20 protein-coding genes and 1 pseudogene are annotated in these 21,291 nt (G+C 63.0%); 15 read left to right on the top strand and 6 right to left on the bottom strand.

What is annotated here, in order from left to right; all coding sequences use genetic code 11:
• Window positions 1–47 precede the first annotated feature (47 nt).
• Window positions 48–2,054: a threonine--tRNA ligase gene (gene thrS / locus F2982_RS19670; RefSeq protein ID WP_199629615.1), complete on the top strand. Its 2,007-nt coding sequence runs from the start codon at window positions 48–50 to the stop codon at window positions 2,052–2,054.
• A 67-nt stretch (window positions 2,055–2,121) separates the two neighbouring features.
• Here thrS and F2982_RS19675 read toward each other — a convergent pair whose 3' ends face one another.
• Window positions 2,122–2,334, bottom strand: a complete 213-nt coding sequence (locus F2982_RS19675) for a hypothetical protein (protein WP_112716291.1) — start codon at window positions 2,332–2,334, stop codon at window positions 2,122–2,124.
• 182 nt (window positions 2,335–2,516) lie between these two features.
• Entirely contained in the window at window positions 2,517–3,617 is a 1,101-nt protein-coding gene (locus tag F2982_RS19680; protein ID WP_112716289.1) for a hypothetical protein, read from the bottom strand.
• A 113-nt stretch (window positions 3,618–3,730) separates the two neighbouring features.
• Here F2982_RS19680 and F2982_RS19685 point away from each other — a divergent pair, with 113 nt between their 5' ends.
• From F2982_RS19685 to F2982_RS19695, 3 genes are all read left to right on the top strand, one after another.
• A complete protein-coding gene (locus F2982_RS19685) occupies window positions 3,731–4,315 on the top strand; it encodes a nitroreductase (RefSeq protein ID WP_203428856.1) in 585 nt (194 codons plus the stop codon).
• Window positions 4,315–4,920 (top strand): flavin reductase family protein, encoded by a 606-nt coding sequence (locus F2982_RS19690; RefSeq protein WP_203428857.1) that lies wholly within the window; start codon window positions 4,315–4,317, stop codon window positions 4,918–4,920. Before F2982_RS19685 ends, F2982_RS19690 begins: the two co-directional genes overlap by 1 nt.
• 113 nt (window positions 4,921–5,033) lie before the next feature.
• Window positions 5,034–6,173, top strand: a complete 1,140-nt coding sequence (locus F2982_RS19695; protein ID WP_203430127.1) for a DUF2336 domain-containing protein — start codon at window positions 5,034–5,036, stop codon at window positions 6,171–6,173.
• Here F2982_RS19695 and F2982_RS19700 read toward each other — a convergent pair.
• Window positions 6,170–6,583, bottom strand: coding sequence for a hypothetical protein (locus tag F2982_RS19700; protein ID WP_203428858.1), 414 nt, complete (start codon window positions 6,581–6,583; stop codon window positions 6,170–6,172). The genes F2982_RS19695 and F2982_RS19700 overlap by 4 nt on opposite strands.
• 114 nt (window positions 6,584–6,697) lie before the next feature.
• Here F2982_RS19700 and F2982_RS19705 point away from each other — a divergent pair, with 114 nt between their 5' ends.
• Window positions 6,698–7,156 (top strand): GNAT family N-acetyltransferase, encoded by a 459-nt coding sequence (locus tag F2982_RS19705; protein ID WP_203428859.1) that lies wholly within the window; start codon window positions 6,698–6,700, stop codon window positions 7,154–7,156.
• On the opposite strand, the gene F2982_RS19710 is transcribed toward F2982_RS19705, so the two are convergent.
• Entirely contained in the window at window positions 7,157–8,350 is a 1,194-nt protein-coding gene (locus F2982_RS19710; protein ID WP_246777484.1) for an AI-2E family transporter, read from the bottom strand.
• A 293-nt stretch (window positions 8,351–8,643) separates the two neighbouring features.
• Window positions 8,644–10,700: pseudogene (gene parE / locus F2982_RS19715) on the bottom strand (DNA topoisomerase IV subunit B).
• Window positions 10,701–10,915: 215 nt separating this feature from the next.
• Here parE and F2982_RS19720 point away from each other — a divergent pair.
• From F2982_RS19720 to F2982_RS19755, 8 genes are all read left to right on the top strand, one after another.
• Entirely contained in the window at window positions 10,916–11,800 is an 885-nt protein-coding gene (locus tag F2982_RS19720; RefSeq protein ID WP_203428861.1) for an alpha/beta hydrolase, read from the top strand.
• Between the two features lie 135 nt (window positions 11,801–11,935).
• Window positions 11,936–12,706: a triose-phosphate isomerase gene (gene tpiA, locus F2982_RS19725; RefSeq protein ID WP_112716271.1), complete on the top strand. Its 771-nt coding sequence runs from the start codon at window positions 11,936–11,938 to the stop codon at window positions 12,704–12,706.
• A 93-nt stretch (window positions 12,707–12,799) separates the two neighbouring features.
• The gene (secG, locus tag F2982_RS19730; RefSeq protein ID WP_112716269.1) at window positions 12,800–13,345 is read left to right on the top strand and encodes a preprotein translocase subunit SecG; all 546 of its coding nucleotides are present in this window, start codon (window positions 12,800–12,802) and stop codon (window positions 13,343–13,345) included.
• 141 nt (window positions 13,346–13,486) lie between these two features.
• Complete coding sequence (locus tag F2982_RS19735; protein WP_112716267.1) at window positions 13,487–15,115, top strand: CTP synthase; 1,629 nt, start codon at window positions 13,487–13,489, stop codon at window positions 15,113–15,115.
• 63 nt (window positions 15,116–15,178) lie between these two features.
• A complete protein-coding gene (locus tag F2982_RS19740) occupies window positions 15,179–15,400 on the top strand; it encodes an antitoxin MazE family protein (protein ID WP_203428862.1) in 222 nt (73 codons plus the stop codon).
• Window positions 15,397–15,720, top strand: coding sequence for a type II toxin-antitoxin system PemK/MazF family toxin (locus F2982_RS19745; protein ID WP_203428863.1), 324 nt, complete (start codon window positions 15,397–15,399; stop codon window positions 15,718–15,720). The genes F2982_RS19740 and F2982_RS19745 overlap by 4 nt, the downstream gene beginning before the upstream one ends.
• A gap of 36 nt (window positions 15,721–15,756) precedes the next feature.
• Entirely contained in the window at window positions 15,757–16,227 is a 471-nt protein-coding gene (locus F2982_RS19750; protein ID WP_203428864.1) for an SRPBCC family protein, read from the top strand.
• Window positions 16,228–16,448: 221 nt separating this feature from the next.
• Window positions 16,449–18,287, top strand: a complete 1,839-nt coding sequence (locus F2982_RS19755; RefSeq protein WP_203428865.1) for an ABC transporter ATP-binding protein — start codon at window positions 16,449–16,451, stop codon at window positions 18,285–18,287.
• Between the two features lie 35 nt (window positions 18,288–18,322).
• On the opposite strand, the gene F2982_RS19760 is transcribed toward F2982_RS19755, so the two are convergent.
• Window positions 18,323–19,411: a citrate synthase/methylcitrate synthase gene (locus F2982_RS19760; RefSeq protein WP_203428866.1), complete on the bottom strand. Its 1,089-nt coding sequence runs from the start codon at window positions 19,409–19,411 to the stop codon at window positions 18,323–18,325.
• Between the two features lie 84 nt (window positions 19,412–19,495).
• On the opposite strand from F2982_RS19760, the gene F2982_RS19765 reads away from it, so the two are divergent.
• Window positions 19,496–20,632 carry a citrate synthase gene (locus F2982_RS19765; RefSeq protein WP_203428867.1) on the top strand — a complete coding sequence of 379 codons (1,137 nt, stop codon included), beginning with the start codon at window positions 19,496–19,498 and terminating at the stop codon, window positions 20,630–20,632.
• A gap of 135 nt (window positions 20,633–20,767) precedes the next feature.
• Window positions 20,768–21,289, top strand: coding sequence for a FecR family protein (locus tag F2982_RS19770; protein WP_203428868.1), 522 nt, complete (start codon window positions 20,768–20,770; stop codon window positions 21,287–21,289).
• The last annotated feature ends 2 nt before the right edge of the window (window positions 21,290–21,291 follow it).

A 21,291-nucleotide genomic window follows, 5' to 3' on the forward strand; every position in this document is an offset into this window, starting at 1 on the left:
GCAACCACCCGCATTCGTTGGCGGGACTGGACAAGGAGAATATCGATATGTCCCAATCCGTTTCCCTGACTTTCCCCGATGGCAATGTGCGCGAGTTCGCGGCCGGTACGACCGGTAAGGACGTTGCCGAATCCATTTCCAAGTCGCTGGCCAAGAAGTCTGTCGCGATCGCGATCGACGGCGTTGTGCGCGACCTGTCCGATCCCGTCGTCGACGGCAAGATCGAGATCATCACACGCAGCGATGAGCGCGCGCTGGAGCTGATCCGCCACGATGCCGCCCACGTCATGGCCGAAGCCGTGCAGGAGCTCTGGCCCGGCACGCAGGTCACCATAGGTCCGGTGATCGAGAACGGCTTCTATTACGACTTCGCCAAGAACGAGCCCTTCACGCCTGATGATCTGCCGAAGATCGAAAAGAAGATGAAGGAGATCATCGCTCGCAACGCGCCCTTCACAAAGCAGGTCTGGTCGCGTGAAAAGGCCAAGGAAGTATTTGCCGCCAAGGGCGAGCAGTACAAGGTCGAGCTCGTCGATGCGATCCCCGAAGGCCAGGATCTGAAGATCTATTATCAGGGCGACTGGTTCGACCTCTGCCGCGGCCCGCATATGGCGTCGACCGGTCAGATCGGCACGGCCTTCAAGTTGATGAAGGTTGCCGGTGCCTACTGGCGCGGTGACAGCAACAACGCCATGTTGTCGCGCATCTACGGCACGGCTTTCGCCGAGCAGTCGGAACTCGACAACTACCTGCATATCCTCGCCGAAGCCGAGAAGCGCGACCACCGCAAGCTCGGCCGCGAAATGGACCTGTTCCATTTCCAGGAAGAGGGTCCAGGCGTGGTTTTCTGGCATGGCAAGGGCTGGCGGATGTTCCAGTCGCTGACCGCCTATATGCGCCGCCGCCTGGCCGGCACCTATGAAGAGGTCAACGCGCCGCAGGTTCTCGATGCCTCGCTCTGGGAGACTTCCGGTCACTGGGGCTGGTACCAGGAGAACATGTTTGCGGTGAAGTCGGCCTATGCCTTCACGCATCCCGAGGACAAGGAAGCGGATAACCGCATCTTCGCGCTGAAGCCGATGAACTGCCCGGGTCACGTGCAGATCTTCAAGCACGGCCTGAAGTCCTACCGCGAGCTGCCGATCCGCCTTGCCGAGTTCGGCAACGTGCACCGTTACGAGGCCTCGGGCGCTCTGCATGGCCTGATGCGCGTGCGCGGCTTCACGCAGGACGACGCGCATGTGTTCTGCACCGACGAGCAGATGGCGGCGGAATGCCTGCGCATCAACGACCTGATCCTCTCGGTCTACGAGGACTTCGGCTTCAAGGAGATCGTCGTCAAGCTCTCCACCCGTCCGGAAAAGCGCGTCGGCACCGATGCCCTCTGGGATCGCGCCGAAAGCGTGATGATGGACGTGCTGAAGACGATCGAGGCGCAGTCCGAGGGCCGCATCAAAACCGGCATCCTGCCGGGCGAGGGCGCCTTCTACGGTCCGAAGTTCGAATATACCCTGAAGGACGCCATCGGCCGTGAATGGCAGTGCGGCACGACGCAGGTCGACTTCAACCTGCCGGAACGCTTCGGTGCCTTCTACATCGACAGCAATTCGGAGAAGACGCAGCCGGTCATGATCCATCGCGCCATCTGCGGCTCGATGGAGCGCTTCCTCGGCATCCTGATCGAGAACTTCGCCGGTCATATGCCGCTCTGGATCGCGCCGCAGCAGATCGTCGTGGCGACCATCACCTCGGAAGCCGATGGCTACGGCCAGGAAGTTGCCGATGCGCTGCGTGACGCTGGTCTGAACGTATCGACCGACTTCCGTAACGAGAAGATCAACTACAAGGTCCGCGAACATTCCGTTACGAAGGTTCCTGTGATCATCGTCTGCGGCAAGAAGGAAGCGGAAGAGCGCACCGTCAACATCCGCCGTCTCGGCAGCCAGGAACAGACCTCGATGACGCTCGATGCGGCGATCGAAAGCCTGACCTGGGAAGCGACGCCGCCGGATGTGCGCCGCAAGATCGAAGCGAAGAAGGCCAAGGCTGCCTGATCGCTTCCGGTTGAAGCAAACAGATGAAAAAGGGGCGGCGCTCGCGAGAGGGCCGCCCCTTTGATTTTCATATTCCGAGAATGGTGACGCTTGGCGGCGTGAAATCCTTGATCCCCAACTTCGGCCAATCGCATTTGCGGTCAAACTTGGCCTTCGATACCGTCCGCATGCATTTCGGGTCGGTCTTGAAGGCATATCCGGGCAAACTGACGTACTTGACACTCGGCGCACAGAGCGCGAGCGCGATACACATCGTCAATGCCGCGCAGATGGTCCGCATGGGACACCTCCTTCGTTCGGCATGACTTCTCGATACGGAACCCCTCCGTACGCGCAACCATCGCATGTCCGGATACAGGCTTCTATTCGCCTAATCGGATGCGGCGACGCGGGGCGCGGGCTATGCGCTGATCATCGGGATGGGCGAGGGGAATGCTCCGTTCAGACGAGGCAAACGGCAGGTCAGTCGGCGTCTGCGCCGTCCGATCCGCTGCTCGGAACGAGCTGGTCGTAGGACGGGAGCGGTGCCTGGGCGGAGTTCTGTGGCGGTTCGCCCGCAGCCGCCGGCTGCGGCTCGGGCTGGACGGTGGTCGCAGCGCTATCCGGCTCCTGCGGCTGAACGTCCTTCATGAGAACTTCGACATCGGTATTCTTGCCGGCTGCGACCTTGAAGTCGCGCTGGTAGATCTTGTCCTTGTTGCGGGCGACGGCGGAATATTCGCCTTCAGCTAGAACCATCGTTGGGAAGGCGCTGACGCTTTCGCCGACGCTGTCGCCGGCCGCCGTCAGGATCGACCAGGCGGTATCGGCGATCGCTTCGCCACCGGCTTCGGAGACGAGCTTGAAGGTGATCTGCGCCGCGCGGTGCTGGATCGTCGCTTCGGTCAGCTTGCCGGCTTCGACCTGGATGTCGGCGCGGATGACGGCATTGACGTCACCATATTCGGAGACGACGTGATAGGTGCCGGCATTGAGGCGCACGACGGTGTTCGGCGAGACGTCGGCCATGACGAGGCCGCGCTCGCCGTCGTCGCGCACTTCCGAGGAATAGATCGAGAAGCTCAATTGCTCCGGCCGGATACGGACATCGGAACCGGAGACGGCGTTGAGCAGCAGGCCACCGGCATCGAGCACCATGACCTGCTTGTCGACGGCGCCGCTATCGGGAACGTTGACCTTCTTGGTGACACCGGCGCGGCCGAAGGAGACGTTGACGAAATAGTCGCCGGGCGCGAGCTGGAAGGCGGCCGAGCCGCCCTTGGCGCTGGCGATCAGCGGCAGCTTGCCATCAGCGCCGGCAATCGGGCTGAAGACATACCAGGAAAGACCGTCCTCGACCGGCTGGCCGTCGGCTGTCAGCTTGGCCTCCATCGGCACTTCATGCAGCAGGGCGCCCGGAGGCGTCGTGCCCGGCGCGATGAAGGCGTTGAGCTTCGGCATCTTGGACGTCGTGTCGAGCTGCTTGAAGTCCTTGAACGCTTCCTGCGCGCCTGCCGAAAACGGCGAGGCGATCACCAGTGCGAGCGCAAGGGCGAGCCGCGCGAAGGGCAAAATGCCGGTCATGTGTTTCCTGGACAGATTGACTTTAGAAATCACAGGGGCCACTTCAAGACCAACCCGATGGCAAATTCAAGACCCATCCCCCTCGCTGTCCCGAAATTGAAAGTTTCTCCCGCATGAAATCCGATATCAAGCTGATCGATTACCTCAACGTGCGCCGCTCCATCCCCGCGTTCCAGATGTGCGAGCCGGGTCCCGAGAAGGCCGAGATCGAGGAAATCCTCCGCCTGTCGTCGCGCGTTCCCGATCACGGCAAGCTCGCCCCCTGGCGCTTCATCGTCTATCGCGGCGAAGAGCGGGTGCGGATCGGCGAGGAGCTTCTGAAGCTCGCGCTGGAAGCCAAGCCTGATCTCTCCGACGAAATGATCCAGGTCGAGCGGACGCGCTTCACGCGCGCTCCTGTTGTCGTCGCGATCGTCAGCAAGGCAGGCCCGCATTTCAAGATCCCTGAATGGGAACAGGTGATGTCGGCGGGCGCACTTTGCCTCAACGTGATCTTCGCCGCCAATGCGCATGGCTGGGTGGCGAACTGGCTGACGGAATGGTTTGCCTTCGACGAGCGCGCCTATCCGCTGCTCGGCGTCCAGCCGGGCGAGAAGATCGCCGGCTTCATTCATATGGGCTCGTCCGAGTTTCCGCCGGTCGAGCGGCCGCGTCCGGAACTGACCGAGACCGTCACCTGGGTCGGCGGAGACGCGTGATGTTCTACCCCACCGACACCAACAAGCATGGGCTGGCGCACGATCCCTTCAAGGCGATCGTGGCGCCGCGGCCGATCGGCTGGATCGGCACCAAGGGCACCGATGGTTCGCTGAACCTCGGCCCGTATTCCTTCTTCAACGCGATTTCGGATCGCCCGAAGCTGGTGATGTTTTCATCGAGCGGCCGCAAGCACAGCCAGCAGAACGCGCGCGAGACCGGCGTCTTCACCTGCAGCTTCGTCAGCCGCAATCTCGTCGACCAGATGAACCTGTCGTCCGCGACCGTACCTTATGGTGTCAACGAGTTCGAATTCTCCGGGCTGACGGCCAAGCAGGGGGAGATCGTCGACGCGCCCTATGTCGCCGAGGCATTTGCCGTCCTGGAGTGCAAGGTGACCGAGATCATCGAGCCGAGGGGCCTGTCCGGTGAGCCCTCCGAGAATGTCATGGTGATCGGCGAAGTCGTCGGCATCCACATCGATGAGACGATCATCCGCGAGGGCCGTCTCGACATGGCGATCGCCCGGCCGGTAGCCCGCATGGGCTATATGGACTACGCAGAAGGCAGCGACGTCTTCGAACTCATCCGCCCCAAGACGCCCTGACGCGGCCTGCGCAAGGGTTAATGAATATGGTGAACCAATCATAAACCATTTGCCGGTAGCGTTCTCAGAACAAGAGGAACGTGAAGGAATCACGTTCCGCAGACTGGGGCGTAATGGTGATTGTAGAGGCATTCCTTCGCTGGGTCGAAACCGCCAAGTCCGGAGACCGGGCACGAGCGGCCAGCGCCCTTGGCCGGGCCTATCTCCAGTCCGAGATGCAGCCTGAAGAGCGTAAGGCCGCCGAGATGGCGATGACCTTCCTGCTCGACGATCCCTCGCCGAAAGTTCGCCTTGCCCTTGCCGAAGCCATCGCATGGTCCGGCGACGCGCCGCGGTCACTGATCCTGGCACTTGCCGAAGACCAGCCTGAAATTGCCTGCCATGCCGTTACCTGCTCGCCGCTGCTGACAGATGCCGATCTTGTCGATCTGGCCGGTCGTGGCAGCGACGTGACGCGCATGCTGATCGCTGCACGCAGCGCGGTGTCGCGGGCCGTCTGCGCCGCCCTTGCCGAAGTCGGCGGGGAGGAGGACGTTCTCTGCCTTCTGGAAAACGAGGGCGCTGCAATTGCGCCGCTTTCGCTGAAGCGTATTGCCGAACGGCTCGGCGACTGCTGCGATATCCGCAATCTGCTGCTCGATCGCGACAGCCTGCCGGCCGACGCCCGCCAGCTTTTGACGCAGCATGTCAGCGATGCGCTTGTGGCGCTGCCGCTCGCGCAGGCCGCCATCGGCATCAACCGCCTGCAGCGTATCAGCCGCGAGGCGACGCAGTCTGCCGTCGTGTCGATCGCCGGAGAGATCCAGCCGCGTGAAATTGACGACCTTGTGGAGCATCTGCGCGTCCACGGCCATCTGACGCCGTCCTTCCTGATGCATGCGCTATGCTCTGGGAAGGTCGATTTCTTCGCGGGCGCCGTCGTCAACCTGACGGGCTGCAGTGAAAAGCGGGTCCGCTCGATCCTGGCGACCGGCCGTATGCATGCGGTCCGGGCTCTCTACGAGACCGCGGGGCTAACCCGCGAGATCAGCACCATTTTCGTCGAGGCGACGCTGCTCTGGCGCGAGGCGTCGCGCAAGGCTTCGGGTACGATGCTTTCTACGATCTGCGTACGGCTGCTCGAGCGCTTCCGCCATCACGGCGCCCATGACGCCGTCAAGGAGCTACTCGACATGGTCGAGAAGCTGCACATCGCCGAGCAGCGTCAGTCGGCGCGCGCCTATGCCTCTCAGGCAGCGCTTGTCGCCGCCTAGTCGGTCAGCCGTTGGGCGACCCAGGAATATCCATTCGAAACGAAATGAACGGGCTTGGCGAGTGTCGCCTTGATGCCTTCTCCTGTCGGCAGGCCAGCGCGGACGCGCTCGGCAACCCTTATAGCGTAGGCGCGAAGGCCGGTTGGCTGCGGCTGTTCGGCCGCTGGAGCCGCGGCCGTTGCCTGTGCTTCAAGCTTTGCCGTCTCGGGAGCGATTACGGGCTTGGGTTCCTCGCAGACGGCGATAACCGTCGGATACTTGGCGTTGGTGAAGCCCTTCAGCTGCTTTTCCGATTCGGCATCGCACATCGCCACAGTCTGCCAGTGCTTGTCGACGGTCGCCACGTAATTGCACTGGGTGACGGAATCGTTGCACCCGAAGATGGTCATGGCGATGAGGACGGCTTGCATATCCGGGATCCCTGGCTATTGAAACTGATGATCTTAGACGTTCCAATTCCAACGGAATAAAGGCGGCTGCATTACCATTTCGTCATGCAAGCCAGCCGGGAAAGCAGGAGCCGCATGACCGTTACCATCGCCCTCGAATCGCCGCGCCAGCCTGAGGTCGTGCGCCTGCTCGACCTGTCGGATGCCTATGCGGCCTCGCTTTATCCGGCAGAGAGCAACCATCTCGTCGATCTCTCGACGCTGGAGAAGCCTTCGGTGAGCTTCTTCGTGGCGCGCCATGACGGCGCTGTCGTCGGCTGCGTGGCGCTCGTCGAGGCGGGTGACGGCACCGCCGAGATCAAGCGGATGTTTGTCGATCCGCAAGCGCGCGGGCTGCGAGTGGCGAGCAGGCTGATGGATGAACTCGAGACACAGGCGAGCAGGCGCGGTCTCGGCGCAATCCGGCTCGAGACCGGGATCCGCCAGCCCGAGGCGATCGGTCTTTATCGCAAGTATGGCTATGTCGAGATTGAACCGTTCGGGTCCTACCAGCCGGACCCGCTCAGCCTGTTCATGGAAAAGCGGCTCGACTGATCAGCCGTCGGCCGCGCGCTGCGAAGGCGGCGCCTGTTCGTCGATGATGATTTCGGGGCCGCTGCCGCTCTGATCCGAGGTGCGGACCTCGTGCATCCATTCACGCCAGATCGCGACGAGCAGCGCCATCAGCACCGGGCCGATGAAGAGCCCGAGGAAGCCCATAGTTTTCACGCCACCGACGAGACCGAAGAAGGTCGGCAGGAACGGCAGCTTGATCGGGCCGCCGACGAGCTTGGGGCGGAGCGTCTTGTCGACGATGAAGAGCTCGACGCTGCCCCAGATGAAGAGGCCGGCGCCGGCAAAATGCGAGCCGCTGGCGACGAGATAGACCGAGACCAGCGTGAAGGAGAGCGGCGCGCCGCCCGGGATCAGCGCCATGATGCCGGTGAGAACGCCGAGCGTGACGGGCGAGGGGACGCCGGCGATCCAATAGGCGATGCCAAGCACGATGCCTTCGCCGATGGCGATGAGCGTCATGCCCATGACGGTCGAGCTGATCGTCGCCGGCACGACGCGGGAAATCCGCTCCCAGCGGTTCGGCAGAATGCGCTCGCCGAGCATGTCGATCTGTTTCGAGAAGGACGCGCCATCGCGATAGACGAAAAACAACGCGATCAGCATGAAGAGCAGCGTCAGCAGCAAGTGGAACGAGGCGCCGCCGGCGGCAAGGACCGCGCGGTAGATATTGCCGATATTGGCGCCGCTGACGGCCTGGATGACTTCACCCATCGAGCCGGGGCTGCCGATATATTTCGTCCAGAGCTCGTCGATGTAGGGACCGGCGAAGGGCAGGGCGAGGATCCATTGCGGGGTCGGGGCGCCCATGCGGTTGGCGCGGATCGCCCAAGCGACCCAATCGCGCACCTCGCCCGTCGTATAGGTGACGGCAAAGACGATCGGGATGACCAGGAACGTGACGATCAGGATGATCGCCACCGTCGCCGCAACGGTGGTATTGCCGCCAACGCGGGCGAGAAGTTTGCGATAGAGCGGCCAGCTCGCAAAGCCGATGACGAGAGCGGCGAGAACCGGGACGACGAAGCCGTAGAAGAAATAGACGCCGGCCGCGACGATCAGAATCAGAAGCCAGCGGGCAGCCGAAATCGAGGGAATGAGAGGCGTGCGGGCAGGCGCGGACGGACCAAGCCACCGCGGCTCGCCTGGCAGTTTGTTTTTATTCGAGAGGCTCACGTCGTTCCCTGCTTTTCTTCTCAACCACGGATATGGGCCATCGTGCCACCGGACGCAAGCATTTCGGCCAGGAAATACCCGTTGGTCCGGTCGCGCCAAGGACCGTGCCGCGGTTGGCATAGCGCTTCGTGCTGAAGGCAGTGTGACGGCAATTTCCTGCCAGAGTGTTGATCGCCGGACAAAAGATCATGCAGGCTATGCAACGAGAAATCGCAACGGCATGGAAACGCCAAACGAAAACAGCGCGACGGACAGAACCGTCGCGCTGTTTCGAGAGCCCTGAAGGCTGTGTCTCAGATGTCGAGATTATCGGCGAAGGCGGCGCGATCCTGGATGAAGCGGAAGCGAGCTTCCGGCTTCGTGCCCATGAGATCGTCGACGGCCGTGCGTGTACCCTCGAAATCGACTTCGTCGATCAGCACGCGCAGCATCGTGCGCTTGCTCGGATCCATCGTCGTTTCCTTGAGCTGAGCCGGCAGCATTTCGCCGAGACCTTTGAAGCGGCTGATCTCGACCTTCTTGCCCTTGAACTCTGTGGCGATCAGTTCGGCGCGATGGGCGTCGTCGCGGGCATAGGCCGACTTGGCGCCCTGGCTGATCTTGTAGAGCGGCGGAACGGCGAGGAACAGGTGCCCGCCACGCACGAGCTCGGGCATTTCCTGGTAGAAGAAGGTGATCAGCAGCGAAGCGATATGCGCGCCGTCGACGTCGGCATCGGTCATGACGATGACGCGCTCGTAGCGGAGATCTTCCTCGCGATATTTCGAGCGCGTGCCGCAGCCGAGCGCCTGGACGAGATCGGAGAGCTGCTGGTTGGCACCAAGCTTTTCGCGGCCGGCGCTGGCGACATTGAGGATCTTGCCGCGCAGCGGGAGGATCGCCTGATTGGCGCGGTTGCGCGCCTGCTTGGCGGAGCCACCTGCCGAGTCACCCTCGACGATGAAGAGCTCGGCGCCCTGGGCGGTGTTCTGCGAGCAGTCGGCAAGCTTGCCGGGCAGGCGCAACTTACGCACGGCGGTCTTGCGGTTGACTTCCTTTTCCTTGCGGCGGCGAAGGCGCTCTTCGGCGCGCTCGATGACCCAATCGAGCAGCTTGGCCGCCTCGTTCGGGTTATCGGCGAGATAGTGGTCGAAGGGGTCGCGCAGCGCATTTTCGACGATGCGCTGGGCCTCGACGGTCGCCAGCTTGTCCTTTGTCTGGCCGACGAATTCCGGCTCGCGGATGAAGACCGAGAGCATGCCGACGGCCGAGATCATCACGTCATCGGTGGTGATCTGCGCGGCGCGCTTGTTCTGCGTCAGGTCGGCATAGGCCTTGAGGCCCTTGGTGAGCGCGATACGAAGACCCGCCTCATGCGTGCCGCCTTCGGGGGTCGGGATGGTGTTACAGTAGGAATGGACCTGCGGGTCGCCGCCGTACCAGGTGATCGCCCATTCGAGCGAACCATGGCCGCTTGCCTTCTCCGACTTGCCGGCGAAGATTTCGCGGGTGACGGTGAATTCCTTGCCCATCGTTGCCTGGAGATAGTCCTTCAGGCCGCCGGGGAAATGGAAAACCGCCTTGTTCGGAACATCCGAGCCTTCAGGCAGGACGCCTTCGTCGCAGCTCCAGCGGATTTCAACGCCGCCGAAAAGATAGGCCTTCGAGCGTGCCATGCGGAAGACGCGGGCGCCATCGAATTTGGCATGATCGCCGAAGATCTGCGGATCGGGATGGAAGCGCACGCGGGTGCCGCGGCGGTTGTGAACATCGCCGAGATCCTCGAGCCCGCCCTGCGGCAGGCCGCGCGAGAAGCGCTGGCGGTAGAGTTTGCGATTGCGGGCAACCTCGACTTCCAGATCATCAGACAGCGCGTTGACGACCGAAACGCCGACGCCGTGCAGACCGCCCGAGGTCTCATAGGCCTTGCCGTCGAACTTACCGCCGGCATGGAGCTTGGTCATGATGACTTCGAGCGTCGACTTGCCGGGAACCTGCGGATGGTTCTCGACCGGGATGCCGCGGCCGTTATCGGTGACGGTCAGGTAGCCCTGGAGATCGAGATGAACCTCAATGAAATTGGCGTGACCGGCAACCGCTTCGTCCATCGCGTTATCGATGACTTCGGCGAAGAGGTGGTGCAGCGCCTTCTCGTCGGTGCCGCCGATATACATGCCGGGGCGCATGCGCACCGGTTCCAGGCCCTCGAGGACGCGGATCGACGAGGCGCCGTAATCGTCGCCATTCGATGTTGCCGGGGCAGGGCGTGCCGTTGCCGCGGGGGCGCGGCTGGGGCGGGAGCCGGCTTGGGTGCCTCTTCCTGCTTGGGCGCGAGAGGCATTCCGGAGAAGAGGTCGTTGCTGTCTTCCATGGAGTCGTTCAGATCTTCAATCCTGTTCGGGCGGCACGTCCGCCGGGGCGTGACCCAAAATCACCGCATTTGATGTCACGTTTGCGAATCAGGCAAATTTTGCCAGAAAGCGCCTCGCTACGCGACGCCGCCCGATTTGGCGGAATTCTCTAGAATTGGTTTGCGTTGCCGGGCGCGGAATGGCAAGCGGACTTATCTCTGAGGAAACCGCTCGCATGAAAATGTCCACAAGTCATTGCATGATTATCACCGCAATTGCGGCCTTTTTGCTGTCCGGCACCATAAGCAGTGCTTCGGCGGACGCGCTGCCGCCCTACAAGGACGAGCTGTTTTCGGCGCAGACTGTGATGCAGACGTCCGATAACGGCGCCTTCGAAACCATCAATTACGACGAAATGCGCGATATCAACGGCCGCGACCAGATCCCGGAGCAGCGGGTCCAGCAGAAATATGTGTCGCTCGGCATCCGCAAGCTGCAGCAGGACGAAACCCTTTCACTGGACGGGCACCGGATCGATGTCACCAGGGTGGGACCGACTGACAATGCGGCCTTCACCGTGATCTTCATTCACGGCCGCGACGGCACGCGCAGGCTCGGCGCCAACGACTTCACCTTCGGCGGCAACTTCAACCGGGTGAAGAACCTCGTCGCCGGAAATGGCGGCACCTATTATTCGCCGACGGTCAGGACTTTCGACAGCGACGGCGTTGCCAACATCGTCGAACTGATCCGCTATGCCAGCGAAAGGTCGGGCGGGCGGCCCGTCATCCTGTCCTGCGCCTCGATGGGCAGCCAGATCTGCTGGGGCGTCACCCGCGATCCGGCAAGCGTCAAGCGCCTCAAGGGCATGCTGATCGTGAGCGGCGTCACCGATCCCGATTTCACCAAGAGTGCCTTCTACAAGGCCAAGCTGCCGATGTATTTCGCCCATGGCAGCCGCGACCCGGTCTATGCAGCTACCGACCAGCAGGGCCTGTTCGAAGCGCTCTACAAGTCCAAGTATCCGACGCGCTTCACGCTGTTCGATACCGGCAACCACGGAACGCCGATCCGGATGATCGACTGGCGCAAGGTGCTGAACTGGATTCTCGCTTCTTAGGCAAATCGGCGAGCCGATTTTAAGCATTCTGCACGCGAAACCGTCTTTTTCCCTTACGTAAGGGGCGGAAAGCTTTTCATTCGCTGCTGCTTTTGCTAAGGCCGCAGCATACCGGAAAAATGTGGAAGGCTTGGCATGACACCTGACGTGCGTCCGCTCGTGGCGGGGAACTGGAAAATGAACGGTACCCGCGACTCCCTCGATCAGATCAAGGCGATCGCAGAAGGTGTCAAAGGCCCGCTCTCGTCGAAGGTCGAAGCGCTGATCTGCCCGCCGGCGACGCTGCTCTACGTGGCGACGGCGCTCTGCACCGACAGCCCGCTGGCGATCGGCGCGCAGGATTGCCACCAGAAGCCGTCAGGCGCCCATACGGGTGATATTTCCGCCGAGATGATTGCCGATTGCTTCGGCACCTATGTCATCGTCGGCCATTCCGAGCGCCGCACCGATCATGCCGAGACCGACCATCTGGTGCGCGCCAAGGCGGAAGCCGCTTTTGCGGCCGAACTGACGGCGATCATCTGCATCGGCGAGACCGCCGACGAACGCAAGGCCGGCCAGACGCTCGATATCATCAAGCGCCAGCTTTCGGCCTCGGTTCCTGAAGCGGCGAACGCCGAGAATACCGTGATTGCCTATGAACCCGTATGGGCGATCGGCACCGGCCTGACGCCGACTGTCGAGGACGTAGAGAAGGCGCATGCCTTCATGCGCGCCGAGCTGACGGCCCGTTTCGGCGCCGAAGGCAAGAAGGTGCGCATTCTCTATGGCGGCTCTGTCAAGCCTTCGAACGCGAAGGAGCTGATGGGCGTTGCCAATGTCGACGGCGCATTGATCGGCGGCGCGAGCTTGAAAGCGGCCGACTTCCTCGCCATCTACGGCGCATACAAGGAACTCACTGCCTAAATCTGAGCTAAGGGCTTGGAATAGGCGAACGCCTCATGTAAAGAGCGCCAGATTTTTATTCGATGCCCGCCGTTTGCGGGCAGGACTGGACCCATGCAGACCGTATTGATTGTCATCCACCTCATGATCGTGCTGGCGCTTGTCGGCGTGGTGCTCATCCAGCGTTCGGAAGGCGGCGGCCTCGGCATCGGCGGCGGTTCCGGCTTCATGTCGGCGCGCGGCACGGCCAATGCCCTGACCCGCACGACGGCGATCCTGGCGACCCTGTTCTTCCTGACGTCGCTCGGCCTCGGCATTCTGACGCGCTACCAGGGCAACCCGACCGACATTCTGAACCGAATTCCGGCGACGAGCGGTCAGGGCAACGGCATTCTCGATTCGCTGGGCGGCGGCGCAAAGCCTCCGGCAAATCAGCCGGCCAATAACGGCGTTCCGAACAGCGGCGCAGCTGCTCCGGCTCCTGCAGCACCTGCACCGGCCGCTCAGGCACCGGCTGCATCGGCTCCGGCCGCTCCCGCTGCCCAGGCACCGGCTGCTACGGCTCCTGCCGCAGACGCTCCGGCCGCAACGCCGGCCCCGGCAACGCCCGCTACTCCTGCCGCTCCGGCCCAGCCGGGTGGCGTACCGACCGGACAATAAACCGGTCAGCGAAATAAACCGCCGGCAGGCCCAAGGGTCTGCCGGTTTTCTTTTGTTCAGATTTCACGCTGGCACCAAAAGTTCTGGAAAAGAATTTTTGGGCTGGTGGAATCGTTTTTGAGAAGGTATCCGGTGACTCCCATGGCGCGATACGTATTCATCACTGGCGGCGTGGTTTCCTCTCTCGGTAAAGGAATTGCGGCCGCGGCTCTCGGAGCGTTGCTGCAGGCCCGTGGTTATCGGGTGCGGCTTCGCAAGCTCGACCCCTATCTGAACGTGGACCCGGGCACTATGAGCCCGACCCAGCACGGCGAAGTCTTCGTCACTGACGACGGCGCGGAAACCGATCTCGATCTCGGCCACTACGAGCGCTTCACCGGGCGTTCGGCGACCAAGACCGACAACATCACCACCGGCCGCATCTACAAGAATATCATCGACAAGGAACGCCGCGGCGACTATCTCGGCGCCACCGTCCAGGTCATTCCGCACGTCACGAACGAGATCAAGGATTTCGTCATCGAGGGCAATGACGACTACGACTTCGTCATTTGCGAAATCGGCGGCACGGTCGGCGACATCGAAGCGATGCCGTTCATGGAAGCGATCCGCCAGCTAGGCAACGACCTGCCGCGCGGCACGGCGATCTACCTGCACCTGACGCTGATGCCGTATATTCCGGCAGCGGGCGAACTGAAGACCAAGCCGACGCAGCATTCCGTAAAGGAACTGCAAGCGCTCGGCATTCACCCCGATATCCTGCTTGTTCGCGCCGACCGGGAAATCCCGGAAGCGGAACGCCGCAAGCTCTCGCTGTTCTGCAACGTCCGCCCGTCGGCCGTTATCCAGGCGCTCGACGTCGCCAATATCTACGACGTGCCGATGGCCTACCACAAGGAAGGCCTCGACAACGAAGTGCTCGCCGCCTTCGGCATCGAACCGGCTCCGAAGCCGCGTCTCGACCAGTGGGAAGAAGTCTGCAACCGTATCCGCACGCCTGAGGGCGAGGTGACGATCGCGATCGTCGGCAAGTACACGGGTCTCAAGGACGCCTACAAGTCGCTGATCGAGGCACTGCATCACGGCGGCATCGCCAACCGCGTCAAGGTCAAGCTCGAGTGGATCGAATCCGAAGTCTTCGAAAAGGAAGATCCGGCGCCGTATCTCGAGAAGGTCCACGGCATTCTCGTTCCCGGCGGCTTCGGCGAACGCGGCTCCGAGGGCAAGATCCTGGCGGCGCGTTTCGCCCGCGAGCGCAAAGTGCCGTATTTCGGCATCTGCTTCGGCATGCAGATGGCCGTCATCGAAGCGGCCCGCAGCCTTGCCGGCGTCGAAGATGCGTCCTCGACCGAATTCGGCCCTGCCAAGGAACCGGTCGTCGGCCTGATGACCGAATGGGTCAAGGGCAACGAGCTGCAGAAGCGCAACGCTTCGGGCGATCTCGGCGGCACGATGCGTCTCGGCGCCTACAAGGCGGCCCTGAAGAAGGGCACCAAGATCGCCGACATCTATGGCTCGACCGATATTTCCGAGCGTCACCGCCACCGCTACGAAGTCAATATCGACTACAAGGACCGGCTGGAGAACTGCGGCCTCGTCTTCTCCGGCATGTCGCCTGATGGCGTGCTGCCCGAGACGATCGAATATCCTGACCATCCCTGGTTCATCGGCGTTCAGTACCACCCGGAACTGAAGTCCCGCCCGCTCGACCCGCATCCGCTCTTCGCCAGCTTCATCGAAGCGGCAACCGAGCAGAGCCGCCTGGTCTGATCGACCACCCAATTTGACAATATCAATTGCCGCCCCCATGTTACATGTAACAAGGAGGCGGCAATGTCGTCTAATGTCAGCGCTCGCGTGAAAAAGAGACGGGACAACCTCAGGGCTGCTGGTCTAAGGCCGGTGCAGATCTGGGTTCCCGATACCCGCCGCCCGGGATTTCTCGACGAATGCCGCCGCCAATCGGCGGTCGTTGCCAAGGCTGATGCCGATGACGCCGGCCTCCATGGGTTCATGGAAGAGGCGCTGGCGGACCTGGATCCCGCCGAAGAATGAGACGTGGCGATCTGGTGACCGTCGCACTCTCGGGCGACTTCGGCAAACCGCGCCCGGCGCTTATCATCCAATCCGACAATTTCGATGCGACCGATACCGTGACGCTGCTGCTGATTTCGGGAACGCTTGTTGACGCACCGCTCCTGAGGCTGACGATCGATCCGGATGCGGAAAATGGCCTGCGGAAGCCGTCACAGATCATGATCGACAAAGCGATGACTGTCAGACGCGATCGCATCGGCCAGCATGTCGGCCGGGTGAGCGACGAGGCGATGATATCGGTCACCCGTTCACTTGCGCTGTTTCTCGGCATTGCATGACTGGCTGCCTGGTCCTGTCGCGCTAGTTTGCCTCGCATGAAATCTCCCCGCACCACGACCGTCTCCCGCGTCATCCATGCGCCTCCCGCCGCTATTTACGCGGCGTTTCTCGACGCTGATGCCGTCGCGACCTGGTTGCCTCCCGGTGACATGCGTGGCGTCGTCCATGCCTTCGAGGGACGGGAAGGCGGGGCGTTCAGCATGTCGCTGATCTATGCCGACGATGAGAGCGAGATGACCGGCAAGACGTCGGAGAAAACGGACCGCTTCTCCGGGCGGTTCGCCAGGCTTGTTCCGGATACGCTCGTCGTGTGGGCGACGACCTTCGACAGTGCCGATGCCGATTTCGCCGGTGAGATGATCGTCAGCACACATTTGCTTGTAGCCGACCACGGCACGGAAGTGACGATGGTGACGGAGAACATTCCGCCGGGTATCCGTCTCGAAGACAACGAGATGGGCTGCCGGGAGGCGCTGCAGCAGCTCGCCGACTATCTGGGCGGCTGACGGGAGGATTTCGGCCTGCGGACGTGGAGGGGTTCACAGACGCAGCCGGAGATGGTAGAAACTTGAGTATCCGCCGGGCCTTCCCGGCTCGAAGCGACCCATGGGGAGATCGTTTGATGAAAACCAACGGCACCGGAAACAACCGCTGAACAGCGTTGCCGTTTGGGCTGCCTGTTCGGTCCATCATCAAATGACATCATCCTGCCCCATGGAGGGCCTTCATGTTTCGTCGCTTCGAAGAGCTGACCGATCCTTTCCAATCCCATGCCGATGATACGCCGCCCTATCGCGTCTGGCCGTTCATCTTCTCCACGCTGAATCCGCTCCGCGGCACCGTTGCCGCAAGCCTGGCGCTGACCGCAATTGGCGCCGTCCTCGAAGTATGGCTGATCGGCTATTCCGGCCGTCTGGTCGATACATTGGCGGCCATCCGCCCAGACGAACTCTGGGAGCGCCACGGCAGCGAACTGACGTTCGCCGCCTTCCTGCTGCTCGTTGTCCGCCCGGGCACGGCAGTGCTCAACGAGGGGCTCGACGATATCGTCTTCCGGCCGAACGCGGTGGCGATGATCCGCTGGCGGGCGCTGCGCCATGTCAAACGGCAGTCCGTCGGATGGTTCCAGAACGATTTCTCCGGGCGCATCGCCTGGCGCGTTCAGGAACTTGGGAATAGCGCCACCGGTGTGGCGTATTCCGTCATTCACACGATCACCTATGTCGCGATCTATATCGCCGGTTCTTTCCTGCTGACGGCGTCGGTCGATCTCAGGCTGGTCATTCCGATGCTCATCTGGGTCGCGCTCTATTTCGCGCTGATGGCCTATATCATCCCACGCGTCAGGGAGGCGTCGCAGCGTTTCCAGGAGGCCGATTCGGCGCTGTCGGGCATGCTGGTCGACACATTCTCGAATATCGACACGATCAAGCTCTTTTCGCGGGATCAGGACGAGGATCGGGACAGCAGGCGCCATCTCGACATCACCCGGCGTACCTTCATCCGGTCGCAGGTGCTTGAGGTCACCGTCAACAGCAGCATGGTGTTTCTGAGCAGCCTGCTGATGGTCAGCCTCATCGGCTATTCGATCCTGCTGTGGCAGGCGGGAAGCGCGCCGCTCGGGATGGTCGCCGCCGCTATTGCTCTCGGCTTCCGCATCACCGCCATGGCCGAATGGCTGCTGGATGCGGTGGCGTCGCTGTTCAACCATATGGGTGCGGCGCGCGACCAGCTCAGCACAATCGCTCAACCTGTCGACATTCCCGATGCACCTGATGCCAAGGAGTTGCGGCTCGATGGCGGGACGCTGCGCTTCGAAAACGTCAGCCATCACTATGGCAAGGGGCAGGGCGGTCTCGACCGTGTCAGCCTGCATGTCGCCGCCGGGGAGAGGGTTGGGCTTGTCGGCCGCTCGGGTGCGGGAAAATCGACGCTCGTCAATCTGGCACTGCGCTTCTTCGAGGCGGAGAGCGGGCTGATCACCGTCGATGGCCAGGATATCCGATCGGTGACACAGGAGAGCCTGCGCGGGTGCTTCAGCATGGTGGCGCAGAATGCGGCGCTGCTGCACCGTTCGGTGCGCGACAACATCGCCTACGGACGCGAGGACCTGCCGCAGGCGATGATCGAGGCGGCGGCAGCAAAGGCGCATGCCGACGGTTTCATTCCCGGCCTGCGCGATCAGCAGAGCCGCAGCGGCTATGATGCCCATGTCGGCGAGCGTGGGGTGAAACTTTCGGGCGGCCAACGCCAGCGCATCGCGCTCGCCCGCGCCATCCTGAAGAATGCTCCCATCCTTATACTGGACGAAGCGACTTCGGCGCTCGATTCCGAAGTCGAGGCGGCAATCCAGGACACGCTCTACGATTTCATGGACGGCAAGACGGTGATCGCCATCGCGCACCGGTTGTCGACGATCGCCCGCATGGACCGGATCGTCGTCCTAGATAGGGGCCGGATTGCCGAGGAAGGCCGTCATCAGGACCTGCTGGCGCGAGGCGGCATCTATCACCGGCTCTGGTCGCGCCAGTCCGGCGGCTTTCTCGGGGTCGATTCCGGAGATTGAGAAAAGGCCCGGCGCCGGAGCGCCGGGCTTTTGCGTCAGGCGGCTTTCGGCAGCGGGCCGACATAGACCGAGCGCGGGCGGATCAGCCGGCCGCGCAGCGCCTGTTCACGGGCGTGGGCGATCCAGCCGACGGTGCGGCCGATGGCGAAAACGCCGGTGAAGGCTTCGCGCGGGAAGCCCAGCGTTTCCAGCAGCAGCGCCGTGTAGAACTCGACATTCACATCGAGCGGCCGGTCGGGCTTGCGCTCTCTCAGGATCGAGATCGCCGCGGCCTCGACGGCCTCGGCAAGCGCCACACGGTCGGCATCCACCTGACCTGTCGCCGTCAGCGGCTTCAGGGCGCCCTTCAAGGCGTCGGCGCGCGGATCGCGGACGCGGTAGATGCGGTGGCCGAAGCCCATCAGCCGCTCGCCGCGATCGAGCGCGTCGCCAAGCCATGTCTCAGCCTTGGCGGGCGTTCCGATCGCATCCAGCATGTCGAGAACCGGGCCGGGCGCACCGCCATGCAACGGGCCCTTGAGGGCGCTGACTGCGGCCAGCACCGATGACGTCAGTCCGGCCTGGGTGGAGGCGATGACGCGGGCCGCGAAGGTGGAGGCGTTCAGGCCATGATCGGAAATCGTCACGAGATAGGCGTCGAGTGCCGCGGTCTGCTCGCGGCTCGGCTGGCGTCCCGTCAGCATCTTCAGAATGTCTGCCGACTGCGACAGGGTGGCGTCAGGCTCGATCGGACGATTTCCCTGCTGGAGCCGCAATACGGCAGGCAGGAAGACGGCGGGGGCGGACATCAGGCGGATGGCGGTATCGACGCCATCGCCATCCTGCAGGCGGGCGAGGAGGGCTCTCACGGCATCGACGGGCGGCAGTGCGAGGATCTGATTGTCGGCGGCGGCGACATGCGCGAAGACCTCTTTACGGGCCAGACCAAGGCGCTGCCGAAGCTCTTCTTCGGTGAGTGCCTCCGGCATCATGCCATCGAGCAACAGCGTCGCCGTGCTCTCATAGGTGCTGTTCGCCACGAGGTCATCCAGCGATACGCCGCGGATGATCAGCCGGCCGGCTTCGCCATCGACATCCGACAGCTGGGTTTCGGCGGCAATGACGTCTTCAAGACCATTCTTCATCGGTGTTTCTCCTTTACCGGAGTAAAGATCGAGCCTAGATTAGTTGACGTCAATCTTGACGTAATTGATCAATGTGAGGCCTCCATGTCCTGGCTCTCCGCCGATGAGGCGCTGGCGCGTCTCGGCACCAAGCCGCAGACGCTTTACGCCAATGTCAGCCGTGGCCGTATTCGCGCCAAGCCGGATCCCGCCGATCCGCGCCGCAGCCTCTATCATACCGCCGATGTTGCCCGGCTCGCCGAGCGGCATGCCGGCCGGCGCAAGAGCGAGGCGGTGGCAGCCGAGGCGATCCAGTGGGGAGACCCGGTTCTGCCCTCGGCGCTCTCGACGATTGCCGACGGCAGGCTCTACTATCGCGGCCGCGATGCCGCAGCACTTTCGGCGTCGGCGACACTGGAAACGGCCGCGGCACTTCTCTGGGACATGCCGGGCGTGACGCTCCCGGCGGCGGCCGCCATGGAGAGGATACCCTCGATCGGTGATGCATTCGGCGCGCTTGCCGCACGGGTGACGCATGATCTGCCGAGCCTTGGCCGCTCGCGGGCTGTATTGCGCAATGAGGCTATCTCGGTCTTTGCAACAGTCAGCGCCGCGCTGGCGCCCGGTAGGGGCAATTTCACGCACGAAAAGCTCGCCGATGCCTGGGGAGTCCCGGAGGCCGCAGACTGCCTGCGGCGCGCCATGGTGCTGCTTGCCGATCACGAATTGAACGCGTCCACCTTTGCCGCCCGTGTCGCAGCCTCATCGGGTGCGGCGCTTTCCGCGGCAGTTCTCTCCGGTCTTTCGGCACTGACGGGTCCGCTGCATGGCGGCGCCTGGCAGGGTGTTGCCGGGCTCGCGGCGCTGGCGACACCAATTGGTGCCGAGGCGGCCGTGCGCCGAACCTTGTCTCAGGGGCATGCGCTTCCCGCCTTCGGGCATCCGCTGTACCCGGATGGTGACATTCGCGCTTCCGAGCTCTTTGCGCATTTCGAACTGCCGCCGGTGTTCCGCGAATTGCGCCAGGCCGGTGAGGCGATGACCGGCGAGCAGGCCAATGTCGACTTCGCGCTGACGGCAATGGCGGCGAGCTTCGGCCTGCCGCAGGATGCGCCGATGGTGATGTTTGCGCTGGCGCGCACCTGCGGCTGGCTTGCGCATGCGATGGAGCAGGTCGAGGGAGGCCATCTCATCCGCCCCCGGGCGCGTTATTGCGGCCCGCCGCTTGCCGTCATCGGCTGACGCTTGCCAGGGCAGCCGCTTTTCTGCATACGGGATCAAGCTTTTGTTTTATGATGGCGAACCGGGAAACGGACCAGTCGCACGGCACCTGTGTATGGCGCGGTGCGGCGGGTCCCAGTAATGTGGGGACGGATCATGGGCGTGGTTTCAGCAATCCTTCGCGGTTCCGCCGCGGCGTGCATCCTGCTTGCTCTGCCCGGCGCGGTGATGGCGCAGACCAGTGGCTGTGCGCTGCAGAATGGTGATGGCGGCCGCCGCATCCTGCGCTGCCCGGGCGGCGTTACTGTGACGGCAGAAGCCGGTGCCAGCTTCACGCTCCACGACCGCAATGGTGACGGCAGCCCCGACAGCGCATCACTCCGCCGCAAGGCCATTCTCGTCGATGTCGACAGCAGCCGGCATAGCGGTGGTTTCCAGGTGGTGACACCGCAGGCGATCGCCGCCGTGCGCGGCACGCAATGGGCGGTCGATGTCGGCGGTGGGCAGACTTCGGTGCTCGTCGTTCGCGGCGCTGTCGGTGTGCGCCGCCCGCAGGGCGATCCCGTGGTACTGCGGCCGGGCGAGGGCGTCGATGTCCACAGCGGCGCGGCGCCGCTCGAGGTGCGCCGCTGGCCGGGTCCTCGCGCTGCCGCACTCCTTGCCCGCCTCGGTCAGTAGCA

Origin of the sequence: Rhizobium sp. BG4 (assembly GCF_016864575.1) — a bacterium.
Taxonomy (GTDB): Bacteria; Pseudomonadota; Alphaproteobacteria; order Rhizobiales; family Rhizobiaceae; genus Rhizobium.

Excerpts from the sequence above, each read along its gene's own strand:
- thrS (WP_199629615.1), top strand. The coding sequence starts at position 48 with ATGTCCCAATCCGTTTCCCTGACTTTCCCCGATGGCAATGTGCGCGAG.
- F2982_RS19675 (WP_112716291.1), bottom strand. The coding sequence starts at position 2,334 with ATGCGGACCATCTGCGCGGCATTGACGATGTGTATCGCGCTCGCGCTC.
- F2982_RS19680 (WP_112716289.1), bottom strand. The coding sequence starts at position 3,617 with ATGACCGGCATTTTGCCCTTCGCGCGGCTCGCCCTTGCGCTCGCACTG.
- F2982_RS19685 (WP_203428856.1), top strand. The coding sequence starts at position 3,731 with ATGAAATCCGATATCAAGCTGATCGATTACCTCAACGTGCGCCGCTCC.
- F2982_RS19690 (WP_203428857.1), top strand. The coding sequence starts at position 4,315 with ATGTTCTACCCCACCGACACCAACAAGCATGGGCTGGCGCACGATCCC.
- F2982_RS19695 (WP_203430127.1), top strand. The coding sequence starts at position 5,034 with ATGGTGATTGTAGAGGCATTCCTTCGCTGGGTCGAAACCGCCAAGTCC.
- F2982_RS19700 (WP_203428858.1), bottom strand. The coding sequence starts at position 6,583 with ATGCAAGCCGTCCTCATCGCCATGACCATCTTCGGGTGCAACGATTCC.
- F2982_RS19705 (WP_203428859.1), top strand. The coding sequence starts at position 6,698 with ATGACCGTTACCATCGCCCTCGAATCGCCGCGCCAGCCTGAGGTCGTG.
- F2982_RS19720 (WP_203428861.1), top strand. The coding sequence starts at position 10,916 with ATGAAAATGTCCACAAGTCATTGCATGATTATCACCGCAATTGCGGCC.
- tpiA (WP_112716271.1), top strand. The coding sequence starts at position 11,936 with ATGACACCTGACGTGCGTCCGCTCGTGGCGGGGAACTGGAAAATGAAC.
- secG (WP_112716269.1), top strand. The coding sequence starts at position 12,800 with ATGCAGACCGTATTGATTGTCATCCACCTCATGATCGTGCTGGCGCTT.
- F2982_RS19735 (WP_112716267.1), top strand. The coding sequence starts at position 13,487 with ATGGCGCGATACGTATTCATCACTGGCGGCGTGGTTTCCTCTCTCGGT.
- F2982_RS19740 (WP_203428862.1), top strand. The coding sequence starts at position 15,179 with ATGTCGTCTAATGTCAGCGCTCGCGTGAAAAAGAGACGGGACAACCTC.
- F2982_RS19745 (WP_203428863.1), top strand. The coding sequence starts at position 15,397 with ATGAGACGTGGCGATCTGGTGACCGTCGCACTCTCGGGCGACTTCGGC.
- F2982_RS19750 (WP_203428864.1), top strand. The coding sequence starts at position 15,757 with ATGAAATCTCCCCGCACCACGACCGTCTCCCGCGTCATCCATGCGCCT.
- F2982_RS19755 (WP_203428865.1), top strand. The coding sequence starts at position 16,449 with ATGTTTCGTCGCTTCGAAGAGCTGACCGATCCTTTCCAATCCCATGCC.
- F2982_RS19760 (WP_203428866.1), bottom strand. The coding sequence starts at position 19,411 with ATGAAGAATGGTCTTGAAGACGTCATTGCCGCCGAAACCCAGCTGTCG.
- F2982_RS19765 (WP_203428867.1), top strand. The coding sequence starts at position 19,496 with ATGTCCTGGCTCTCCGCCGATGAGGCGCTGGCGCGTCTCGGCACCAAG.
- F2982_RS19770 (WP_203428868.1), top strand. The coding sequence starts at position 20,768 with ATGGGCGTGGTTTCAGCAATCCTTCGCGGTTCCGCCGCGGCGTGCATC.